This is a genomic window from Serratia sp. M24T3, assembly GCF_000257645.1.
GTDB lineage: Bacteria > Pseudomonadota > Gammaproteobacteria > Enterobacterales > Enterobacteriaceae > Rouxiella.
In genome coordinates, this window is record NZ_AJHJ01000010.1 from 16,366 (window position 1) to 33,307 (window position 16,942).

13 protein-coding genes and 1 tRNA gene are annotated in these 16,942 nt (G+C 50.2%); 6 read left to right on the plus strand and 8 right to left on the minus strand.

What is annotated here, in order from left to right:
• Positions 1-7 precede the first annotated feature (7 nt).
• From SPM24T3_RS10350 to fepD, 3 genes are read right to left on the minus strand one after another with little or no spacing between them, the layout of a single operon-like run.
• Positions 8-808 carry an ATP-binding cassette domain-containing protein gene (locus SPM24T3_RS10350; RefSeq protein WP_009636701.1) on the minus strand — a complete coding sequence of 267 codons (801 nt, stop codon included), beginning with the start codon at positions 806-808 and terminating at the stop codon, positions 8-10.
• Positions 808-1,839 (minus strand): iron-enterobactin ABC transporter permease, encoded by a 1,032-nt coding sequence (fepG, locus tag SPM24T3_RS10355; protein ID WP_009636702.1) that lies wholly within the window; start codon positions 1,837-1,839, stop codon positions 808-810. Before fepG ends, SPM24T3_RS10350 begins: the two co-directional genes overlap by 1 nt.
• On the minus strand, positions 1,836-2,807 hold the full coding sequence (gene fepD, locus SPM24T3_RS10360; protein WP_009636703.1) for a Fe(3+)-siderophore ABC transporter permease: 972 nt from the start codon (positions 2,805-2,807) through the stop codon (positions 1,836-1,838). The genes fepG and fepD overlap by 4 nt, the downstream gene beginning before the upstream one ends.
• Before the next feature lie 319 nt (positions 2,808-3,126).
• Here fepD and entS point away from each other — a divergent pair, with 319 nt between their 5' ends.
• Both entS and SPM24T3_RS10370 read left to right on the plus strand, forming a co-directional pair.
• Complete coding sequence (entS, locus tag SPM24T3_RS10365; protein ID WP_009636704.1) at positions 3,127-4,362, plus strand: enterobactin transporter EntS; 1,236 nt, start codon at positions 3,127-3,129, stop codon at positions 4,360-4,362.
• Between the two features lie 179 nt (positions 4,363-4,541).
• Positions 4,542-6,770 carry a hypothetical protein gene (locus SPM24T3_RS10370; RefSeq protein ID WP_009636705.1) on the plus strand — a complete coding sequence of 743 codons (2,229 nt, stop codon included), beginning with the start codon at positions 4,542-4,544 and terminating at the stop codon, positions 6,768-6,770.
• 53 nt (positions 6,771-6,823) lie between these two features.
• On the opposite strand, the gene fepB is transcribed toward SPM24T3_RS10370, so the two are convergent.
• Entirely contained in the window at positions 6,824-7,780 is a 957-nt protein-coding gene (fepB, locus tag SPM24T3_RS10375; RefSeq protein WP_009636706.1) for a Fe2+-enterobactin ABC transporter substrate-binding protein, read from the minus strand.
• 197 nt (positions 7,781-7,977) lie between these two features.
• Here fepB and SPM24T3_RS10380 point away from each other — a divergent pair, with 197 nt between their 5' ends.
• The 4 genes from SPM24T3_RS10380 (at position 7,978) to dhbA (ending at position 12,497) form a co-directional block, all read left to right on the plus strand.
• A complete protein-coding gene (locus SPM24T3_RS10380; protein ID WP_009636707.1) occupies positions 7,978-9,168 on the plus strand; it encodes an isochorismate synthase in 1,191 nt (396 codons plus the stop codon).
• A gap of 69 nt (positions 9,169-9,237) precedes the next feature.
• Positions 9,238-10,866 carry a (2,3-dihydroxybenzoyl)adenylate synthase gene (locus SPM24T3_RS10385; RefSeq protein WP_009636708.1) on the plus strand — a complete coding sequence of 543 codons (1,629 nt, stop codon included), beginning with the start codon at positions 9,238-9,240 and terminating at the stop codon, positions 10,864-10,866.
• A 3-nt stretch (positions 10,867-10,869) separates the two neighbouring features.
• Entirely contained in the window at positions 10,870-11,739 is an 870-nt protein-coding gene (locus tag SPM24T3_RS10390) for an isochorismatase (protein ID WP_009636709.1), read from the plus strand.
• Positions 11,739-12,497 carry a 2,3-dihydro-2,3-dihydroxybenzoate dehydrogenase gene (dhbA, locus tag SPM24T3_RS10395; RefSeq protein ID WP_037378214.1) on the plus strand — a complete coding sequence of 253 codons (759 nt, stop codon included), beginning with the start codon at positions 11,739-11,741 and terminating at the stop codon, positions 12,495-12,497. The genes SPM24T3_RS10390 and dhbA overlap by 1 nt, the downstream gene beginning before the upstream one ends.
• A 99-nt stretch (positions 12,498-12,596) precedes the next feature.
• Here the strand turns inward: dhbA and SPM24T3_RS10400 are convergent, their stop codons facing one another.
• From SPM24T3_RS10400 to SPM24T3_RS10415, 4 genes are all read right to left on the minus strand, one after another.
• Positions 12,597-13,520, minus strand: a complete 924-nt coding sequence (locus SPM24T3_RS10400) for a glycosyltransferase family 2 protein (protein WP_071988423.1) — start codon at positions 13,518-13,520, stop codon at positions 12,597-12,599.
• 484 nt (positions 13,521-14,004) lie between these two features.
• Positions 14,005-14,080 (minus strand) — tRNA-Phe (locus SPM24T3_RS10405).
• A gap of 131 nt (positions 14,081-14,211) precedes the next feature.
• On the minus strand, positions 14,212-14,787 hold the full coding sequence (locus tag SPM24T3_RS10410; protein WP_009636713.1) for a transcriptional regulator: 576 nt from the start codon (positions 14,785-14,787) through the stop codon (positions 14,212-14,214).
• 142 nt (positions 14,788-14,929) lie between these two features.
• Positions 14,930-16,702, minus strand: a complete 1,773-nt coding sequence (locus tag SPM24T3_RS10415; RefSeq protein WP_009636714.1) for a protein-disulfide reductase DsbD — start codon at positions 16,700-16,702, stop codon at positions 14,930-14,932.
• Positions 16,703-16,942 lie beyond the last annotated feature (240 nt).

A 16,942-nucleotide genomic window follows, 5' to 3' on the forward strand; every position in this document is an offset into this window, starting at 1 on the left:
TTTTTAATTAAGCTCGATGTCCCAAAGGTATCACCAGCGGGGTATGGGAAATTGGGCAATCGATGATGTGACAGCGCAGGCCAAATACTTGCTCAATCAACTGCGGCGTGACGATTTCTGCCGGAGCGCCTTCGGCAATAATCTGGCCGTCTTTCATGGCGATCAGATGACCCGCGTAGCGACAGGCATGATTGAGGTCGTGCAGCACCACTACCAGCGTGCGATCGTTTTGTCGGTTTAATCGACACATTAATTCCATTAAATCAATTTGATGGGCGATATCTAGCCAAGTGGTGGGTTCGTCCAGCAGTAATAAAGGTGTTTGTTGTGCCAACACCATGGCAATCCATACTCGTTGGCGCTGCCCGCCCGATAAATTATCTACCAGACTGTCGGCCAGTTCATAAACACCGGTTGCGCGCATTGCTTCATCTACCGCCTCAGAGTCTTTACGACTCCAGCGGCTAAATAAGTTTTGATGAGGATAACGCCCGCGAGCCACGAGATCGGCGACGCTGATATCCCCCGGCGCGATAGAACTCTGCGGCAACAATCCTAGCTGTTTGGCGACCTCTTTGGTCGGCACCTCGTTAATCATTTTACCATTCAGCCATACCGCTCCCGTTTGCGGCTGCATCAAACGGCTAAGCGTGCGCAGTAATGTCGATTTTCCGCAGGCATTCGGGCCGATAATTACCGTCAGCTTGCCTTCGGGGATCGCCACCGACAAATCTCGGGCGACGATTTTTTTTTCGTAGCCGAGGATGAGATTTTCTGCCCGTAAAGGGGATAAAGATCGATTGCTCATTAGCGTCGTGATTCTCGAATTAACAGCCCAATCAGATAGATACCGCCAATACTGACGGTCAATATCCCGACGGGTAATTGATAGGGAAGGAACATGCGCTGAGCAAGAACGTCGGCGGCAAGCAGCAACAGGGCCCCGGTCAGCGCCGCAAACAGCAGCGGCTGTTGATGACTGGCACACAGGCGGCGGGAAATTTGCGGGGCTACCAGGGCGATAAACGAGATTGGACCTGCTATCGCCGTGGCCGCTGCGGTGAGGGAAACGCCGACCAACATTAATAGTAGTCGTGAACGTTCCACCGGTACGCCCAGAGCGCAGGCAGTATCATCCCCCATCTCCAGCAGGCGCATCTTCCGGCATAACCATTGTGCCAGCACTACCGCGACTATCATTACAGCAATGGCGGGCAGACTCTTTTGCCAGCTGATGCCGTTGAGCGAACCTGCACTCCATAACCCGGCGGTCAGGGCCGATTCTAAAGAGGCGTTGATAATAAGCCAGGTGTTGGCTGCCGTCAGCAGGGCGCGAATGGCAATGCCGACAATGATCAGCCTGAAAGTTTCTACCCCTTTGCGCCACGCCAACCAATAGACCAGCAACCCGGTAAAAATGCCTCCGGCCATGGCTCCGGCGGTGATCTGATTAATGCTGCCGTTAAACAGAACGATGATCATCAGCACGCCGGTGTAAGCGCCGGAGTTGAAACCAATGACGTCTGGGCTGCCCAGCGGGTTGCGCATCAGCGATTGAAAAATAGCCCCGCTGATGCCCAGCGCTGCGCCGACGATCAGCGCTATCGTTACCCTCGGCAAACGCCACTGGGTCACAATAATGGATAGATTATGGGGACCTTCACCGCGAAGGGCATCGATCACCTGATGAGCGGTAAGTGAAAGCGCGCCGCTGCCAAGAGCGTAAACTGCCAGCACCAAGCAACACAACACCAGTGATAGTGCGATAAATAAAGGCCGCGTTAGACGGCTTTTTTTCGCAGCCAACGACGATTGGCCAAGTAGCGAATTCATGCTCATCCCCGGCCCAGTCCGTTATGACGGCGGACCAGCCAAATCAGCACCGGCGCACCGATCAGTGCCGTGACAACCGAAACTCTAAGTTCGCCAACAACTAACACTCTTCCTGCTAAATCTGCCGCCAGCAGCAGAGAAGGGGTGAGCACTAGTGTCCATGGCAGCATCCAGCGCGGATTGGCGCGTGAAACACGTCTGGCGATGTGCGGCATCATCAGTCCGACGAAACCAATCGGGCCAACGGCGGCGGTCGCACTGCCGCAAAGCAGGGTAATAGCCAGCAGGCCGGCTAACTGAGTCAGAGCAATACGCGTGCCGAGCGCGGTGGCAAGTTCGCTGCCCATCGTTAGATTATTTAGCGCGCGGCTTATCAATAGCGTCAAAATTGTGGCAACTAAGATCGGCAGCGCCACGGTATGGATCACTGACAGGCTGCGAATATCCAGCGAACCCGCCTGCCAGAAGCGCAGCTGATCAAAAGCCAGCGGGTTAAGTAAAGAGATCCCCGAAGACATCCCTTCAAGCACTGCGCCGAGTGCGACACCAGCCAGCGTGAGGCGGACAGGATTTAGCCTTCCGCGACCCAGCGCGCCAATCATTGCCACCAGCAGCGTGGCGACCATCGCGCCGGCGAAGGCATACCACAAGTATTGATCGATGCCAGTCGCGCCAAAAAATGCGATGCCTAGCACCACTGAGAATCCGGCCCCGGAATTAACGCCAAGAATGCCGGGATCGGCCAGCGGATTGCGCGTAAGAATTTGCATCAGCGCGCCGGAAAGGCCCAGCGCAATGCCCGCCAGGATGCCCGCCAGCGTTCGCGGCAAACGCGCATCGTGAATAATCACACAGTCGGCACTGGCACACTGGCCTTGCAAGGCGGGCAGCACGGTATCAAGAGGAATGGATTTTTCACCTATCGACAGGCTGAGCGCCACCATCGCCGCCAGCAGGAGGAGCGCGAGCAGCATGCCGCCCATCTGGCGTGAACCAGAAGAAAAGGAGGATGAAGATGCTGAGGAGGTGATTAGACGAGACATAGCAGCCTTTTTAATACCAGGTATCTTTCAAACTTCAACGGCGTTGAAGACCTGACTGCGATTTGAAATCTACTGAATATGTTCATTATCGAAACGGTCCGTCGAATCAAAAAGTATGAATGTTAATGATATTTATTATCGTTATTGATTTCATTTGTATATGGTAGCATGCCTCAATGTTCTGTTGCAGCCCTCTTGAATCGGGATCTTGTTGCTGCAACCCCAGTAACCGTTGGATTATGAATTTTCCATGGATAATTCCTCGATTTTATTGAATTTTAGTTTGCTAAAGACCCACCCTGCTTTTCGTTCCGTATTCTGTGCGCGCTTTATTTCAATATTGGCTCTTGGCCTGCTTGGCATCGCCTTGCCGGTGCAGATCCAGGCGCTAACCGGCTCAACGTTGTTAGTCGGTTTAGCCGTTACGCTGGCCGGTAGCGGCATGTTTGTCGGATTACTGCTGGGCGGTGTGATGGCTGACCGTTACGAGCGCCGTCGTTTAATATTGTTCGCCCGTTCCACCTGCGGTTTGGGTTTCATCGGCTTGTGTATTAACGCCACACTGCCTGCGCCATCTTTATTCGCTATTTACGTCCTGTCAGTTTGGGACGGATTTTTTGGTGCCGTTGGCGTTACGGCATTATTAGCCGCTACGCCTGCGCTGGTGGGGCGTGAAAATCTGGTACAGGCCGGTGCATTAAGCATGCTGACCGTGCGTTTCGGCTCAATTCTTTCTCCTGCCATTGGCGGTCTGATTATTGCCAGCGGCGGGGTAGTGTGGAACTACGGACTGGCTGCACTGGGCACTCTGCTGACGTTAATCCCGCTGCTGCGTTTGCCGAAATTACTGCCTCCTCCGCAGCCACGCGAGCACCCGTTAAAATCGCTGATTGGCGGCTTTAGCTTTTTATTGCGTAATAAAGTGATTGGCATGGTGGCGCTGATTGGCGCCCTGCTGACAATGGCCAGTGCGGTGCGCGTGCTTTATCCGGTGCTTTCTGGTCTCTGGCAGGTGGACGCTTCGCGGCTCGGGCTGATGTATGCCGCCGTGCCGCTGGGAGCTGCCATCGGCGCTTTCACCAGCGGTCGCGTTGCGGGCGTGGCTCGTCCCGGTTGGATGATGATGTTGACTGCGATTGCAGCCTTTGTCGCCATTGGGCTGTTCAGCCTGATGCCGTGGTACAGCACCGCGCTACTGTGTTTGGTGGTGTTCGGCTATCTCACGGCGATTAACTCTTTACTGCAATACGGCCTGATTCAGCGCCTGACGCCTGACGATTATCTCGGCAGGGTTAACGGCCTGTGGACGGCGCAGAATGTTACCGGCGATGCGATCGGCGCACTGTTGCTGGGCTCGATGGGCTCGGTGATGCTGCCTGCAATCAGCTCGGCCAGCTTTGGATTTGGCGCAGCCTTCGTCGGGTTGGTGCTGGTGTATTCGCTGCGGGCACTGCGAGAGGTGAGCAATCAAAGTACTCACTCCTAAGTGGAAGGGTTCCGCTCTAATATTATGAAAGGAAGTTCATATAATTAAGGAAACTTCCTTTCAGGACATTAGCCGATGCCACACTCTTTTGCTCATAAAAATGAGCAGTCTTCAAAAAAAAAGACTCTTTTGGTGAGGGTGAGAGCACCCAACTTGAAGATGCAATAGCCTATAACCCCATGGCACATTTGGATCCGAAAAGAGCTTTTCGTTTTCCTCAGGCACAAGGACGTGCGTTTGATAAATTGACCCTTACGCAAAAGGGGGTGTGGTCATTACATGCTTTTAACTCAGCGGCAGAGCTTCATCCGAACGGAAAAGTTCCCGCTTCTTTGCTACCCGTTGCCAAAGGAGGAGGGATCGGTGCGAATCTTAATAATAAAGATAAAGAAACGCCAAATAATGTGGAGAGTGTCGCTGTCGTCGGTGGATCATGGAATTCAGCTTCGAGCAGTTTTTTAACAGGTGTTGCAATGGCCGCATTAGCAGGACCGGTGACGGGCATCGCCACTGGGCTACTTTCTTTTCTTGCCAAGGATGCAAATAGTTACCCTTTGCATGCTTTACTTGAAATACAGAAGTACGATTCCTTAATCGACTACTATGATGAGCTTGATAACTCTACTCTCATTGATCCAAACGCAGCGCTGAGTAAATTAATCTTAGATGTCATGGTGTTTGGCTGTAAACAAAGAGGAATGACAGGAAATGTGAGAGCAAAACTTAAAAATACGACATTCAGAGTAACTATTTTCGATAGAGTTGATTCTGGATATAGTATTCTCAATGATAAGAAAAAGGCATATTTGACGACTACACCTTATAAAATTCTTACCGGACAATTTATGCGAGAGACGATTCCTTATCTTGGCTATGGAAGGGCGACAGCTTATGCTAGCCAAAAAATTCATTGGAGTGGTGATTTTAAAAATGACGATATTCAACAGTTTTTAAAGGATAATAGTGTCACTACTTATGTAGATAAACGGCTTGAAACATACTTTAAAAATTCTTCTAATCGCAGTACGTTGAAGTCTGATGTACGTAATACGGCTGAACTTGTAATATTATGGGCTAACCGTTTTGGTATAATGAAAAAACAAAATAAGCGTGTTTTGACATCGGAAGATCTGGATAATGTTCAGCAGGTCAAATTCAATGGTGACATTATTCCTAATTTATTTGCAATCGAAGGAATAGTGTATAGCCTTAACTTTGGATTTACCCCTGTGAATTTTTCTGATGTCCAATATAATTATGCAAACAATCAAGAATTGCTTGATGAAATTAAAAAAGGTTTAACGGAAAGCGAAAAACATGCCCGCAGTGATGCGCTAAAATTCACAGGGGATTTAACACTTTTACAACGATATCTCCGGGATAAATCACGAAGCATTTATAGGCTTGGAATTATAGGGCTGCAGCTGGGAAGCAGAGGTAAAGTTCAGGATTTAGCCATAGATAGGATGATTGAGGTTTATACTGAAAACTTTGATACTCAAACCTTTTCTGTCTATGAGCAGAGTTGGGTTAGTGGGGCTGCCATTATGGAGATTCCCTTTAAATTATTGCCATTCTGGGCACCTTTTGCCGGTCTTTCATTAGGTGTTAATATTGGCTTGGGACTGCTTTCATCCACTCCTGATTTTATTCGTGCTTTTGCAGAAGATGACCCGAAAAAAGCAAGTTCCTTTATCAAGCAGGCATTGATCACTCTTGCAATTAATGCCTTGGGAGGGGCGTTGTCGAATGTTAAAACTTTCCCAATTAATAAAGTAAAGCTAGATAAAGTGTATGGCTTAATTAGAAGAAGCATTTCTAAAATACTAAAAAATCCAGAGAAAAAAACAAAAGAAATAGTGAAATTTCTTCTTGCAGCAAATAGAATAATTTCTGGCCCGTCCCATGCTCAAGGTACTGTAGCAAGTTTATTAAAATTACCTCCAGGCCAGTTAAATCTTTTAATAAGAGTGCTGGGTGCAGAGGCTAGGTCTATTATAAAAGGAATCGAAAAATATTTTGCCAAAAAGCAGCGTAAACCGGCGGGGGTATCAACTGAAAAAAGTACTACTGAAAAAGAAGAGTTAATTAGTCTTGATGAATTAACTGACAGATTAATGAGTAACGAGAGCATTTCCTTAGGTAGTCTTCCCAGCAATATTAATATGTTACGCAGTCCCTTGAGTAGACTCTATAAGACCGAAGAAGGAGAATCGATAAGAAATATCACTATCAAAAGTTATGGCCCAAATCAGGAACATCTCTACTATCAACTGACCGATTTGAATAAAAACATATCAAAGGATCCAGATGATATAATACCGACTGGAACTGAGTTGACATTACCTTTTAAACTGATTGAGCGTGAGATCAAGATTCCGAATATTTTCGATACCGTGCGCCAGTAAGCAGCGGGCCGGAAGTTATTTCCAAGCCCGCCAAGCAGAGCCCACCAAACCGGTTAATGGCCGCTAAACTGCGTTTCCAGCTGCGTCAGTAAATTATTGGCGCTGTAATAATCCAGCCGGAAGGTGTCGTTACCCATGGCGTAAACCTGTTTGTTTTGTACCGCAGGCAGGTGGCTAAGGAAAACGTTACTTTCTAGGCGTTGAGCGTCAGTTTTATCCCCGGCAAACAGCAGCAGCGATTTACCGTTGAGCCCTGCCGCTAAATTCTCGCCTGATAGTTGAATAATGTCTTTGCGAATACCCTGAGTGTGGCCGCTGGCGGCGTTCGCCGGAGGTTGCGCCAGCGTGAAGCCGAGCTGCTGTAGCATTTGCCCCTGCGGCGACGCGGGTGTCCAAAGATTGGCGGCCTTGCCATCTGGGCGATAAACCAGCGCAGAAATCGGCTGCGGTGGCAGATGCAGGCTTTGTTTCAGCGTTTTTTCTCGCTGGTCAAAGCTGGCCACGACTTTAGCGGCATCGGCTTCTTTAGCGGTTGCCTCGCCCAGTTCTGCGGCCAATTCCTGCCAGCTTTTATCATCGTAGTTAACCACTATCACTGGCGCTATTGCCGAAAGCTGAGACTTCAGCTTCATGGCCGAATCCCCACCCGTAGCCGAAATCACAATTAAATCCGGTGCCTCACCGGCAATCGCTTCGGCGTTAGCTTCGCCGATATATAAAGCTTTCACTCCACGCTGTTTTGCCACGCTGCCCCATTGACGGAAAAAGCCCTGATCGTCAGCGATGCGGGTATTGGGGCTGGTGGCTCCGCTGGCAATAACTGGGGCATTAATCGCCAACAAAGTGCCGGTGACAGTCACGCTGGTGGAGACAATCCGCTGTGGCGGATGCTGCAAAATAAGGGTCCCGTGTGAGGTTTTAATCTGGCGTGGCCAGCCGTCAGCGGCGTGCGCAGCAGCCAAAAATCCCCAAAATACTGCTAAAAACGCCATAAACAGGCGAAATTTCATCCACTTCATGTTCAGACCTTAAAAGTAAGTTACTAACGATTTCAATAGATTAATGTCAAATACATGGCAGCTGAATTATGCCAGACCCATTTTTCACGCATTGACACTGATAAACGCATCACGTACTTTAACGCGATTAAATACAAATGATAATAATTATCATCCCAATTATCATTATATTGCATGGGAGTTTACAGATGGATACTGTGATGAAAGAACGTGATGTCTTGGGCGAAGAGTCAGTCAACCCAGGCGAACTTTCACCTACCTCGGGCTTTTTCTTTACCTCTGCCTATCGAAGCCTCAGTACTGAGGGATGCCTGCTAAAAGTTACTGCATCAGCGGCCGATGGCGATGCCATTGACGGTGAGTTTCAGCGGGCTATCAAGACAGCTTTTATCGATGCACACGCCGCAGGCATCAAGCATCCAGTGCTGGGCGGGGCCATTCCTTTTGATAAGCGCCTGCCTTCGGCGCTGTTTGTGCCACAGAAAACTCGGTGGCTGGATCGCCCATCCGCAATGGCGAGCGCAATGAGAACGGATAGCCCGCTGCCTGAAATAGAAAGCAAAACCGAGCTACCTGCTCAAAACATTTTTATGCAGATGGTCGGGGATGCCGTACAGGCAATGAACGAAGGGCGTCTCGACAAGGCCGTGCTGTCACGATTGCTGGAAATCAAGACCCGCAACCCGGTGTCACGCGATGCGTTGATGAACCGCGTAGTGGCGCAGAATCCCAACGGCTATCACTTCCACGTACCTCTTGAAAAGGGGGCGTTGATCGGCGCCAGCCCAGAGCTGTTGCTGCGTAAACACGGCAATCAGTTTTATTCCAATCCTCTTGCCGGCTCGGCGCGGCGCGAAAGCAGTCCACAAAAGGATGAAGAGGTCAGCCGCCAACTGCTGAACTCGGGTAAAGACCTTTATGAGCATCACATTGTGATTGAGGGCATGCGCAAGGTACTGGCTGAACGCAGCCATTCTTTGCAGTCTCCTGATTCTCCTGAATTATTAAGCACGCCAACTCTGTGGCACCTATCGACGCCTATCAAAGGTGAAGCACGAGATGCGCGAGAAAACGCGCTGTCACTGGCCTGTTTGCTACATCCGACACCGGCGCTGTGTGGCTCTCCGACAAATATTGCCCGTGATTTGATTGAGCAATTGGAACCCTTCGATCGTGGCCTGTTTGGCGGCATCGTCGGCTGGTGTGACGATCGCGGAAACGGTGAATGGGTTGTCACTATCCGCTGCGGCACCGTTGTTGAAGATCAAGTTCGGCTGTTTGCCGGTGCGGGCATAGTCCCCGACTCTTCGCCTGAATCTGAATGGCATGAAACCGGCGTCAAATTAAACACCATGCTGCGCGCATTCGGTTTGCATTAATTTCGAGAACACCTCTGGAAAAGTAAGTTTTAAAACTGAGCTTAATAAAATAGGTTTGAGAGAATAACTATGAGCATTGCTTTTAACGCCTGGCCCACCGATTTAGCCAAACGTTATCGCGAACGCGGCTATTGGATTGATCAGCCGCTGACCGACATACTTGCGCGCCAGGCCAACAATGACAGTATCGCGATGATTGATGCTGCTGGCAGTCTGTCTTATCGTGAATTGAATCAACAATCTGACCGGCTGGCAGGTGCGCTGCGTCGCCGTGGGCTGGTTTCCGGTGATACCGCGTTGGTTCAGCTTGGTAACATCAATGAATTCTACGTGGTATTTTTTGCACTGCTGAAAGTCGGGATTGTGCCGGTTAACGCGCTGTTTAGTCATCAACGCAGCGAACTACAGTCCTACGCTGGCCAGATAAAACCGTCGCTTGTCATCGCCGATCGCAATCACGCGCTTTTTGGCAATGACACCTTTTTGAATGAGTTTCTCGTCCAGCATTCTTGTGTACGCCAAGTCGCGCTGCATAACGAGGACAAGCCTGAACAATCATTAAAAGGGTGGATCGCCGAGCCGCAGGGCGATTTTATCGCCTCGCCAACCGCCGCCGAACAGGTGGCTTTTTTCCAGCTTTCCGGCGGCAGCACCGGCACGCCAAAGCTTATCCCGCGCACGCACAACGACTATTACTACAGCGTCCGCGCGAGCGTCGAGGTGTGTCATTTCGATACCGACACCCGCTATCTTTGTGCTTTGCCCATCGCCCATAACTATCCAATGAGTTCTCCGGGCGCGCTTGGCGTGTTCTACGGCGGCGGGCAGATGGTTTTGGCTGCTGACCCAAGCGCACAGTTGTGCTTCCAACTAATTGAAAAACATAAAGTTAATGTAACTGCATTGGTTCCGCCGGCGGTCACGCTCTGGTTGCAGGCTATTGAAGAATGGGGCAGCAATCAGGCTTTGGCTAGCCTCAGGCTGTTGCAGGTCGGCGGAGCCAAGCTGGGTGAAACGCTGGCTGCGCGCGTCCAGAATGAAATGGGCTGTCAGCTGCAGCAGGTGTTTGGCATGGCGGAAGGGCTGGTCAACTACACCCGTCTTGACGATTGCCAGCAGCATATTTTGACCACTCAGGGTTATCCGATGTCGCCAGACGATGAACTTTGGGTGGCCGACGATCAGGGTAATCCGCTGCCCGCCGGTGAAGTTGGGCGGCTGATGACGCGGGGCCCTTACACTTTCCGAGGTTATTTCAACAGTCCCGAGCACAATGCAGAGGCCTTTGACGAAAACGGCTTCTACTGTTCTGGTGACCTGATTTCACTGACCGCAGACGGCTACGTCAAAGTAGAAGGGCGGCTTAAAGATCAGATCAATCGCGGCGGTGAAAAAATCGCAGCCGAGGAAATCGAAAACTTGCTGCTGCGCCATCCCGGGATTATCAACGCGGCGCTGGTTTCTATGCCTGATGAACTGATGGGTGAGAAAAGCTGCGCATTTATTATTACTGATACTGAGCTGAAGTCCGCTGCGTTGCGCCGCCACCTGCGCGAGCAGGGCATTGCTGAGTTCAAACTGCCTGACCGCTTTATCCGCGTTGATCAACTGCCGCTCACTGCGGTCGGAAAAATAGATAAAAAACTTTTGCGCCAAACTTTTGAAGCGCAGCCAATTGCACAATCCTCTGGAGAATAATTGATGGCTATTCCAAAACTTGAATCCTACGCCTTGCCGACTGTGGCAGAGCTGCCAACCAACAAGGTGAAGTGGGAGCTTGAGCCCACGCGTGCGGCTTTGCTGATCCATGACATGCAGCAATATTTTTTAAACTTCTGGGGAGAAGACAGCCCGCTGATTAAGCAGGTGGTTGAAAATATTGCCAATCTGCGCCGCTACTGCAAAGCGCAGGGCATTCCGGTGTTTTATACCGCACAGCCGAACAATCAAAGCGATGAGGATCGTGCGCTGCTTAACGATATGTGGGGACCGGGCCTAAACAAGCATCCAGAGCAGCAGGCAGTAGTGGCGGCGCTTGCCCCGGATGAAGACGATCAGGTACTGGTGAAATGGCGTTACAGCGCCTTTCATCGTTCACCATTACAAGAAATCTTGCAGGAAACCGGTCGCGACCAGCTGATTATTTGCGGTGTCTATGCGCATATTGGCTGTCTGACTACTGCTATTGACGGCTTTATGCGTAATATCCAGCCGTTCATGGTTGCCGATGGCCTTGCCGACTTCTCCCGTGATGAACACCTGATGGCGCTGCGCTATACCGCTGGCCGCTGTGGCCGCGTGGTGATGACGGCAGACTTGACCGGCGCAGAATCCAGGCCTGGTTATGCCAGCAAGGAACAGCTGCGCAACGAAATTTTGCCGCTGCTGGATGAAGACAGCGAAGATTTGCAAGATGACGACAATCTGATCGATTACGGCCTGGATTCGGTACGTATTATGGCGCTGGCAACCCGCTGGCGTAAAATCCGCGAAGATATTGATTTTGTCGCGCTGGCTAAAAATCCTACTCTTAATGGCTGGTGGCAGCTGCTGTCCGGAGAAAAAGCCTGATGGAAAATAGTTTGGAGTTTGCCAACAAACGCGTATGGGTGACCGGCGCGGGGCAGGGCATTGGTTACACGACTGCGCTGGCCTTCGTTAAAGCCGGGGCCGAAGTTATAGGCTTTGATCGGCATTTCGGTAGTAGTCACTATCCTTTTCGCACTGAAGTGCTGGATATCACCGATGTCAAAGCGGTGCGCGAAGTGTGTCAGCGTGTGTTGGCTGAAAATGATCGACTGGACGTGCTGGTCAATGGTGCAGGTATTTTACGCATGGGCGTCACCGATGAGCTCAGCGATGATGACTGGAATGACTGCCTGGCAGTCAATGCTGGCGGGGCTTTCAATATGTTTCGCCATACGCTGCCGGTTTTTCGTCGCCAACAGCATGGTGCCATCGTCAGCATTGCCTCCAATGCGGCACACGTTCCGCGCATTGGCATGTCTGCCTATTGTGCTTCAAAAGCGGCATTGCGCAGTTTGTGCCTGAGCGTGGGATTGGAAATGGCTCCTTTTGGCGTGCGCTGTAACCTGATTTCTCCTGGCTCTACCGACACGCCGATGCAGCGCGGCTTGTGGACCTCGCCGGAAAGTGAGCAGAATACCATCAACGGTTTTCCGGCACAGTTCAAACTGGGCATTCCTTTGGGGAAAATGGGTAAACCGCAAGACGTGGCCGATGCTGTGTTGTTTATGGCTTCTGACCGCGCAGGGCACATTACCATGCAGGATATTGTGATCGATGGCGGTGCGACTCTCGCTGCCTGATAGATTACTGCTCTTTGGCTTGCAATAAAAAACCCACGGAAGTGAACTGCACCCCAAAAGTTGGATACCCGACTAAGTAAGGTGCAGTTTTTTATGGTGCTACCAGTGGCGAATCAACTTTTTGACCTTGATCAGTTTGCGTTTATAGCTAATCCGAACATTGGGATGCAGCAGGAAAGGCAGCATATCCACGTCCTCGATATTCTGTTTGATCGCGCCTCGGTCCTTCCATTTTGAAATCGTCAAATGGTTGCGATTAACAAATTCTATCCAATGACAGACTTGAAGGAATCGAAACTCTCCCTGCAGCACTAAAGACATTTGATCCAACCCTTTTCTGCACAGATGTATTTTCTCTTCACTGATATCGCTAGACAGCGTATTACCGTGCTTGAAGTACAAATAGGGGCCGGTTGCAGAAAGGTAGATTTTTTTGCAGCTCTTTAATACCTCAGGGAAAGCGAAAGAATCTTCGTAGCAAATATAGTTAGGGAATTTGCAGTGCAAAAGAATACTGCGCTTAATAAATTTGCCAATAAAGTGTGCCTGGAATGCCTGATGAATCAGATATTTTTTTATCGCAGCGTTGGTAGTAATCGGTTTGGGTTGCAGTGCTTGGCTAACCGCAGGCACGTCATTGTTTCTGACTTCGGTCAGGCGAGTGATAAGCATGTCGGGGTGATGGCTGCCAAGAAAATCGATGACTTCAATCATGGATCCAGCCTGTAGCTGGTCATCGCCATCAACCATGGTGATATATTCGCCCTGGGCTTTGGAAACGCCGAAATTCCTGACCTTACCAATATTTTTGTAGGCGACGTTATACAAGATGACATTGCTTTGGCTCTCGGCGAACTGCTGGTAAATATCGCCGGTGGCATCGGTGGAAGAGTCATTTATAAGCATGATCTCACACTGAGAGAATTTATCCCCCAAAGCCAGTTTGATTGAGTCAAGGCATGATGTTAAGTGCTGAGCACAATTATGCGCCGTGACTATTACACTCAAGTCATATTGTTTCATCTATATAATTTCTTAGTCGCTAAAGGAACCACTTTGGGTTGAGCCACTGCGTCAACAATCAGTTTAGCATTCTGGTTGCTGACTGCCTGTCGGGTTATTTTAGCAAATTCAATGAGGGTTATGTCACAAAGCCGAAACAATTCTCAGATGTTTAATAAAAATATCAGGCTGAGGCCATTAATTTAGGCAGGACTTATCGTTAGATAAATTTAAATGGTGAAAATTTTCAGGGCGTTGCGTTTGAAGTGGTAGGAGCGAAGAAGTGATTGGTGGGAAGAATCTGAAAGCAAAAAACCCGCCATAGGCGAGTTCTTCTAAATAGGGTGCCCGGACTCGGACAAAAACGTTGGGAACGTTTTGAACAGCGCTTGCGCTGGTCCGTCAGGGTGAGTCTCATGGATGAGACGAATAATCGAACGCAGTTCGATGGAGAGTCCGGATCACAGAAAGCAAAAAACCCGCCATAGGCGGGTTCTTCTAAATATGGTGCCCGGACTCGGAATCGAACCAAGGACACGGGGATTTTCAATCCCCTGCTCTACCGACTGAGCTATCCGGGCAACGGGGCGCATTAAACCGTATTGGCACTTGGTCGTCAACGCATTTATGCATTAAAGCCGTTAAAAGCTGACTGATTGCTGGCTTTTCAGACAAAAATCACGATTTTGGCATCAATTTAAGTCTTCAGACTTCAGGAAAGCGCGCCATGTTCGCGACAGCGCGCAATGTTCAACACGTCTTCCGCCAGACGATGAGCAACTTCGACATCATGCAACTGACGTTTTACCAGTAGCCTGCTTAAACAACCTTCCAGAATCAGCTCCATTTGGTGGGCAACCATTTCGGCATCGTCTGATCCCATCTCTTGTAACAGCGACAGGGTATAGTGATAAGACGCCTGTTTCTGCTGCTCGGCAAGCTGGTGAATTGGCGATTCGCGATCCGGGTAAAAACTGCATGCTGCAATAAACAGACAGCCAGGATAGCGCTCTTGCCTGACCTGCTCGTTAAGAACCTTATAACGTGCCAGCAGTTTTTGCGGCGGCGTCAGGGTCTCATCAAGCAATAACTGCCGACGCCAGACCTCAATCTGCTCACCGTGATGGCGCAGGCTGTCGTAAAGCAGCGCTTCGGCATCGGGCCAGTAAAGGGTTAGCTCGTTGAGAGGAACATCAACCAACTCGGCAACGGAGTCTAGCGACAAGGTTGCCAGACCGCGTTGTTCTAAAAAGTTAAGCGTTTGATCTAATACCTGTTCACGTAGCACTTTGTTCCTCCTCTCCTGCATGACTGGCGCCCTGAATCAATGGGCTATCCTAAGCTCAGCCACGCCGGAAAACATGCATTTCTTGATGCTATTATCGCCGCTCTAACCGATGGGTAATAATAACTCTGGGTTTCAGTTTCGTTTAAGGCTGAGTATTGTGCAAATGATTGCTGAATTCGGCGCTGTCCATAAAACCGGTAACCCGTGACTGTGGGATTTCCTTACCCTCAGGCCCAAAGAATAAAATAGTCGGCAGCCCCAGCACGTTCAGGCGCTTGAGCAGTGCAGCCTGTTCCGCACTATTTTGAGTGACATCCGCCTGTAATAATAAGGTGTTGGCAAGAGCGCTATGCACCTCGGGAGCCGTGAATGTGTACTTGTCGAACTCTTTACAGGCGACACACCAGTCAGCGTAAAGATCTAGCATCACGCGTTTGCCGTGCGCCTGCTGCAATGCAGCATTAAGCTGTTCAACATTCTGAATTTTCTGAAAATTAAGCTTTTGAGTGGCTGACTTGGCGGCATCAGGCTGCCCAAATACCCAATCCTGCAACGGGCGACTAACAATCAGCGCAGCGGCGAGAAACACCAGCTGGAGTAGCCTGACCAGCCCGCGTGAACTTTTCAGGCTTAGCTGCAATGCCCAGCCGAAGAAGGCGATGCCGAGAATACTCCACAGACGCAGCCCCCAGGTATCGCCCAATATTCTTTCCAGCAAAAACACCGGCAGTGCCAGAATGACAAAACCAAAGCCTTCTTTGACATAGTGCATCCACGGACCGCTTCGCGGCAGCAGACGATTACCAAACATTGTGGCGGCGATCAGAGGGATCCCCATGCCCAGCGCGTACAGATACAGCGTGCCTGCTCCGGCCCACGGATTTCCGCTTTGTGCGATATAAAGCAAAATAGCGCTGAGTGGCGCAGTGGTGCAAGGAGAACAAATCAGCCCGGCCAGAGCGCCCATGATAAACACGCCAATCAGCGATCCGCCTTTTTGCTCATTACTCATCAGCGCAAGCCGTGTCTGCACGGAGGAAGGGAGTTGCAGTGTAAACAGGCCGAACATCGACAGCGCCAGAGCAATAAACATCACAGACAGTGCAATCAGCACCCACGGGCTTTGCAGTGCTGCCTGAAACTGCAATCCGGCTGCGGCAACAATGACACCAAGCAGCGTGTAAGTTAGCGCCATACCCTGCACATACAGCATGGCCAGCAAAAAGATACGTTTAAGGCTGTGTGGGCGTTCGCGGCCCAGAATTATGCTCGAAATCAATGGGTACATCGGCAGTACGCAAGGGGTAAAGGCGATACCGATACCGATAATCAAAGCCCACAGCGGTGAGAATGGCAAAGGCGTGCTCTGTGCTGCGCTTTGCACGCCAACCGGGGCTGCTGGCGTCGTAACCGTGGCGGTATTGGTATTGTCAGCTGTGCCTGAATTCGTATAAGCCGCCACCTCGGCAAGCGGGATCTCGCGCGTTTCCGGTGGATAACAGAAACCTGCCGCCGCGCAGCCCTGATAGGTTACGCGGACTTTGGCGTCGGCCTTCACCTCGCGCAGCGGGATTGAAATATTCAGCGCGTTTTTGTAGATCTCGGAATCACCGAAAAATTCGTCATGGTGCGCCAAACCTTTTGGCAAAATATACGCCGCCAATGTGGCGTTGGCGGGCACGATTTCGATTTTCTGACGATAGAGATAGTAGCCGTCTTTTATTTGCCAGTTGAGAGCAAGATCCGAGCCTTTCTGAGAAAAATCAAAATTGAATGCCTGATCGACAGTAACAAAATGTGGCGTATCAGACCCGCCAAACAGCGATGCCCGGCTGCTGGTTGGCAAAAGCAACAGGCTGCATAACAGCAGACAGCAAAGCGGGAATAATTTTTTTAAAACTCGGTAATCCGTCACGGGAGCGTTTTCTCTATATATGTCGATAAGGCGTTGCTGATTTCAATCGCCTGTTTTTTAACCCGCGATTATAACCGTCATCGGGGAATACGAGAACGGTAGGGGCCAGGTATTAAGATTCTTTACACAAAAAATAAGGTAAACCAACGAGATAAGTGCCCGTAAAACTGTTAGAGAATGATGCCGCTGCCTATATGGCGGAAAAAAAAGGCGCGAGGTAGATTTAAACCTCGCGCCTTC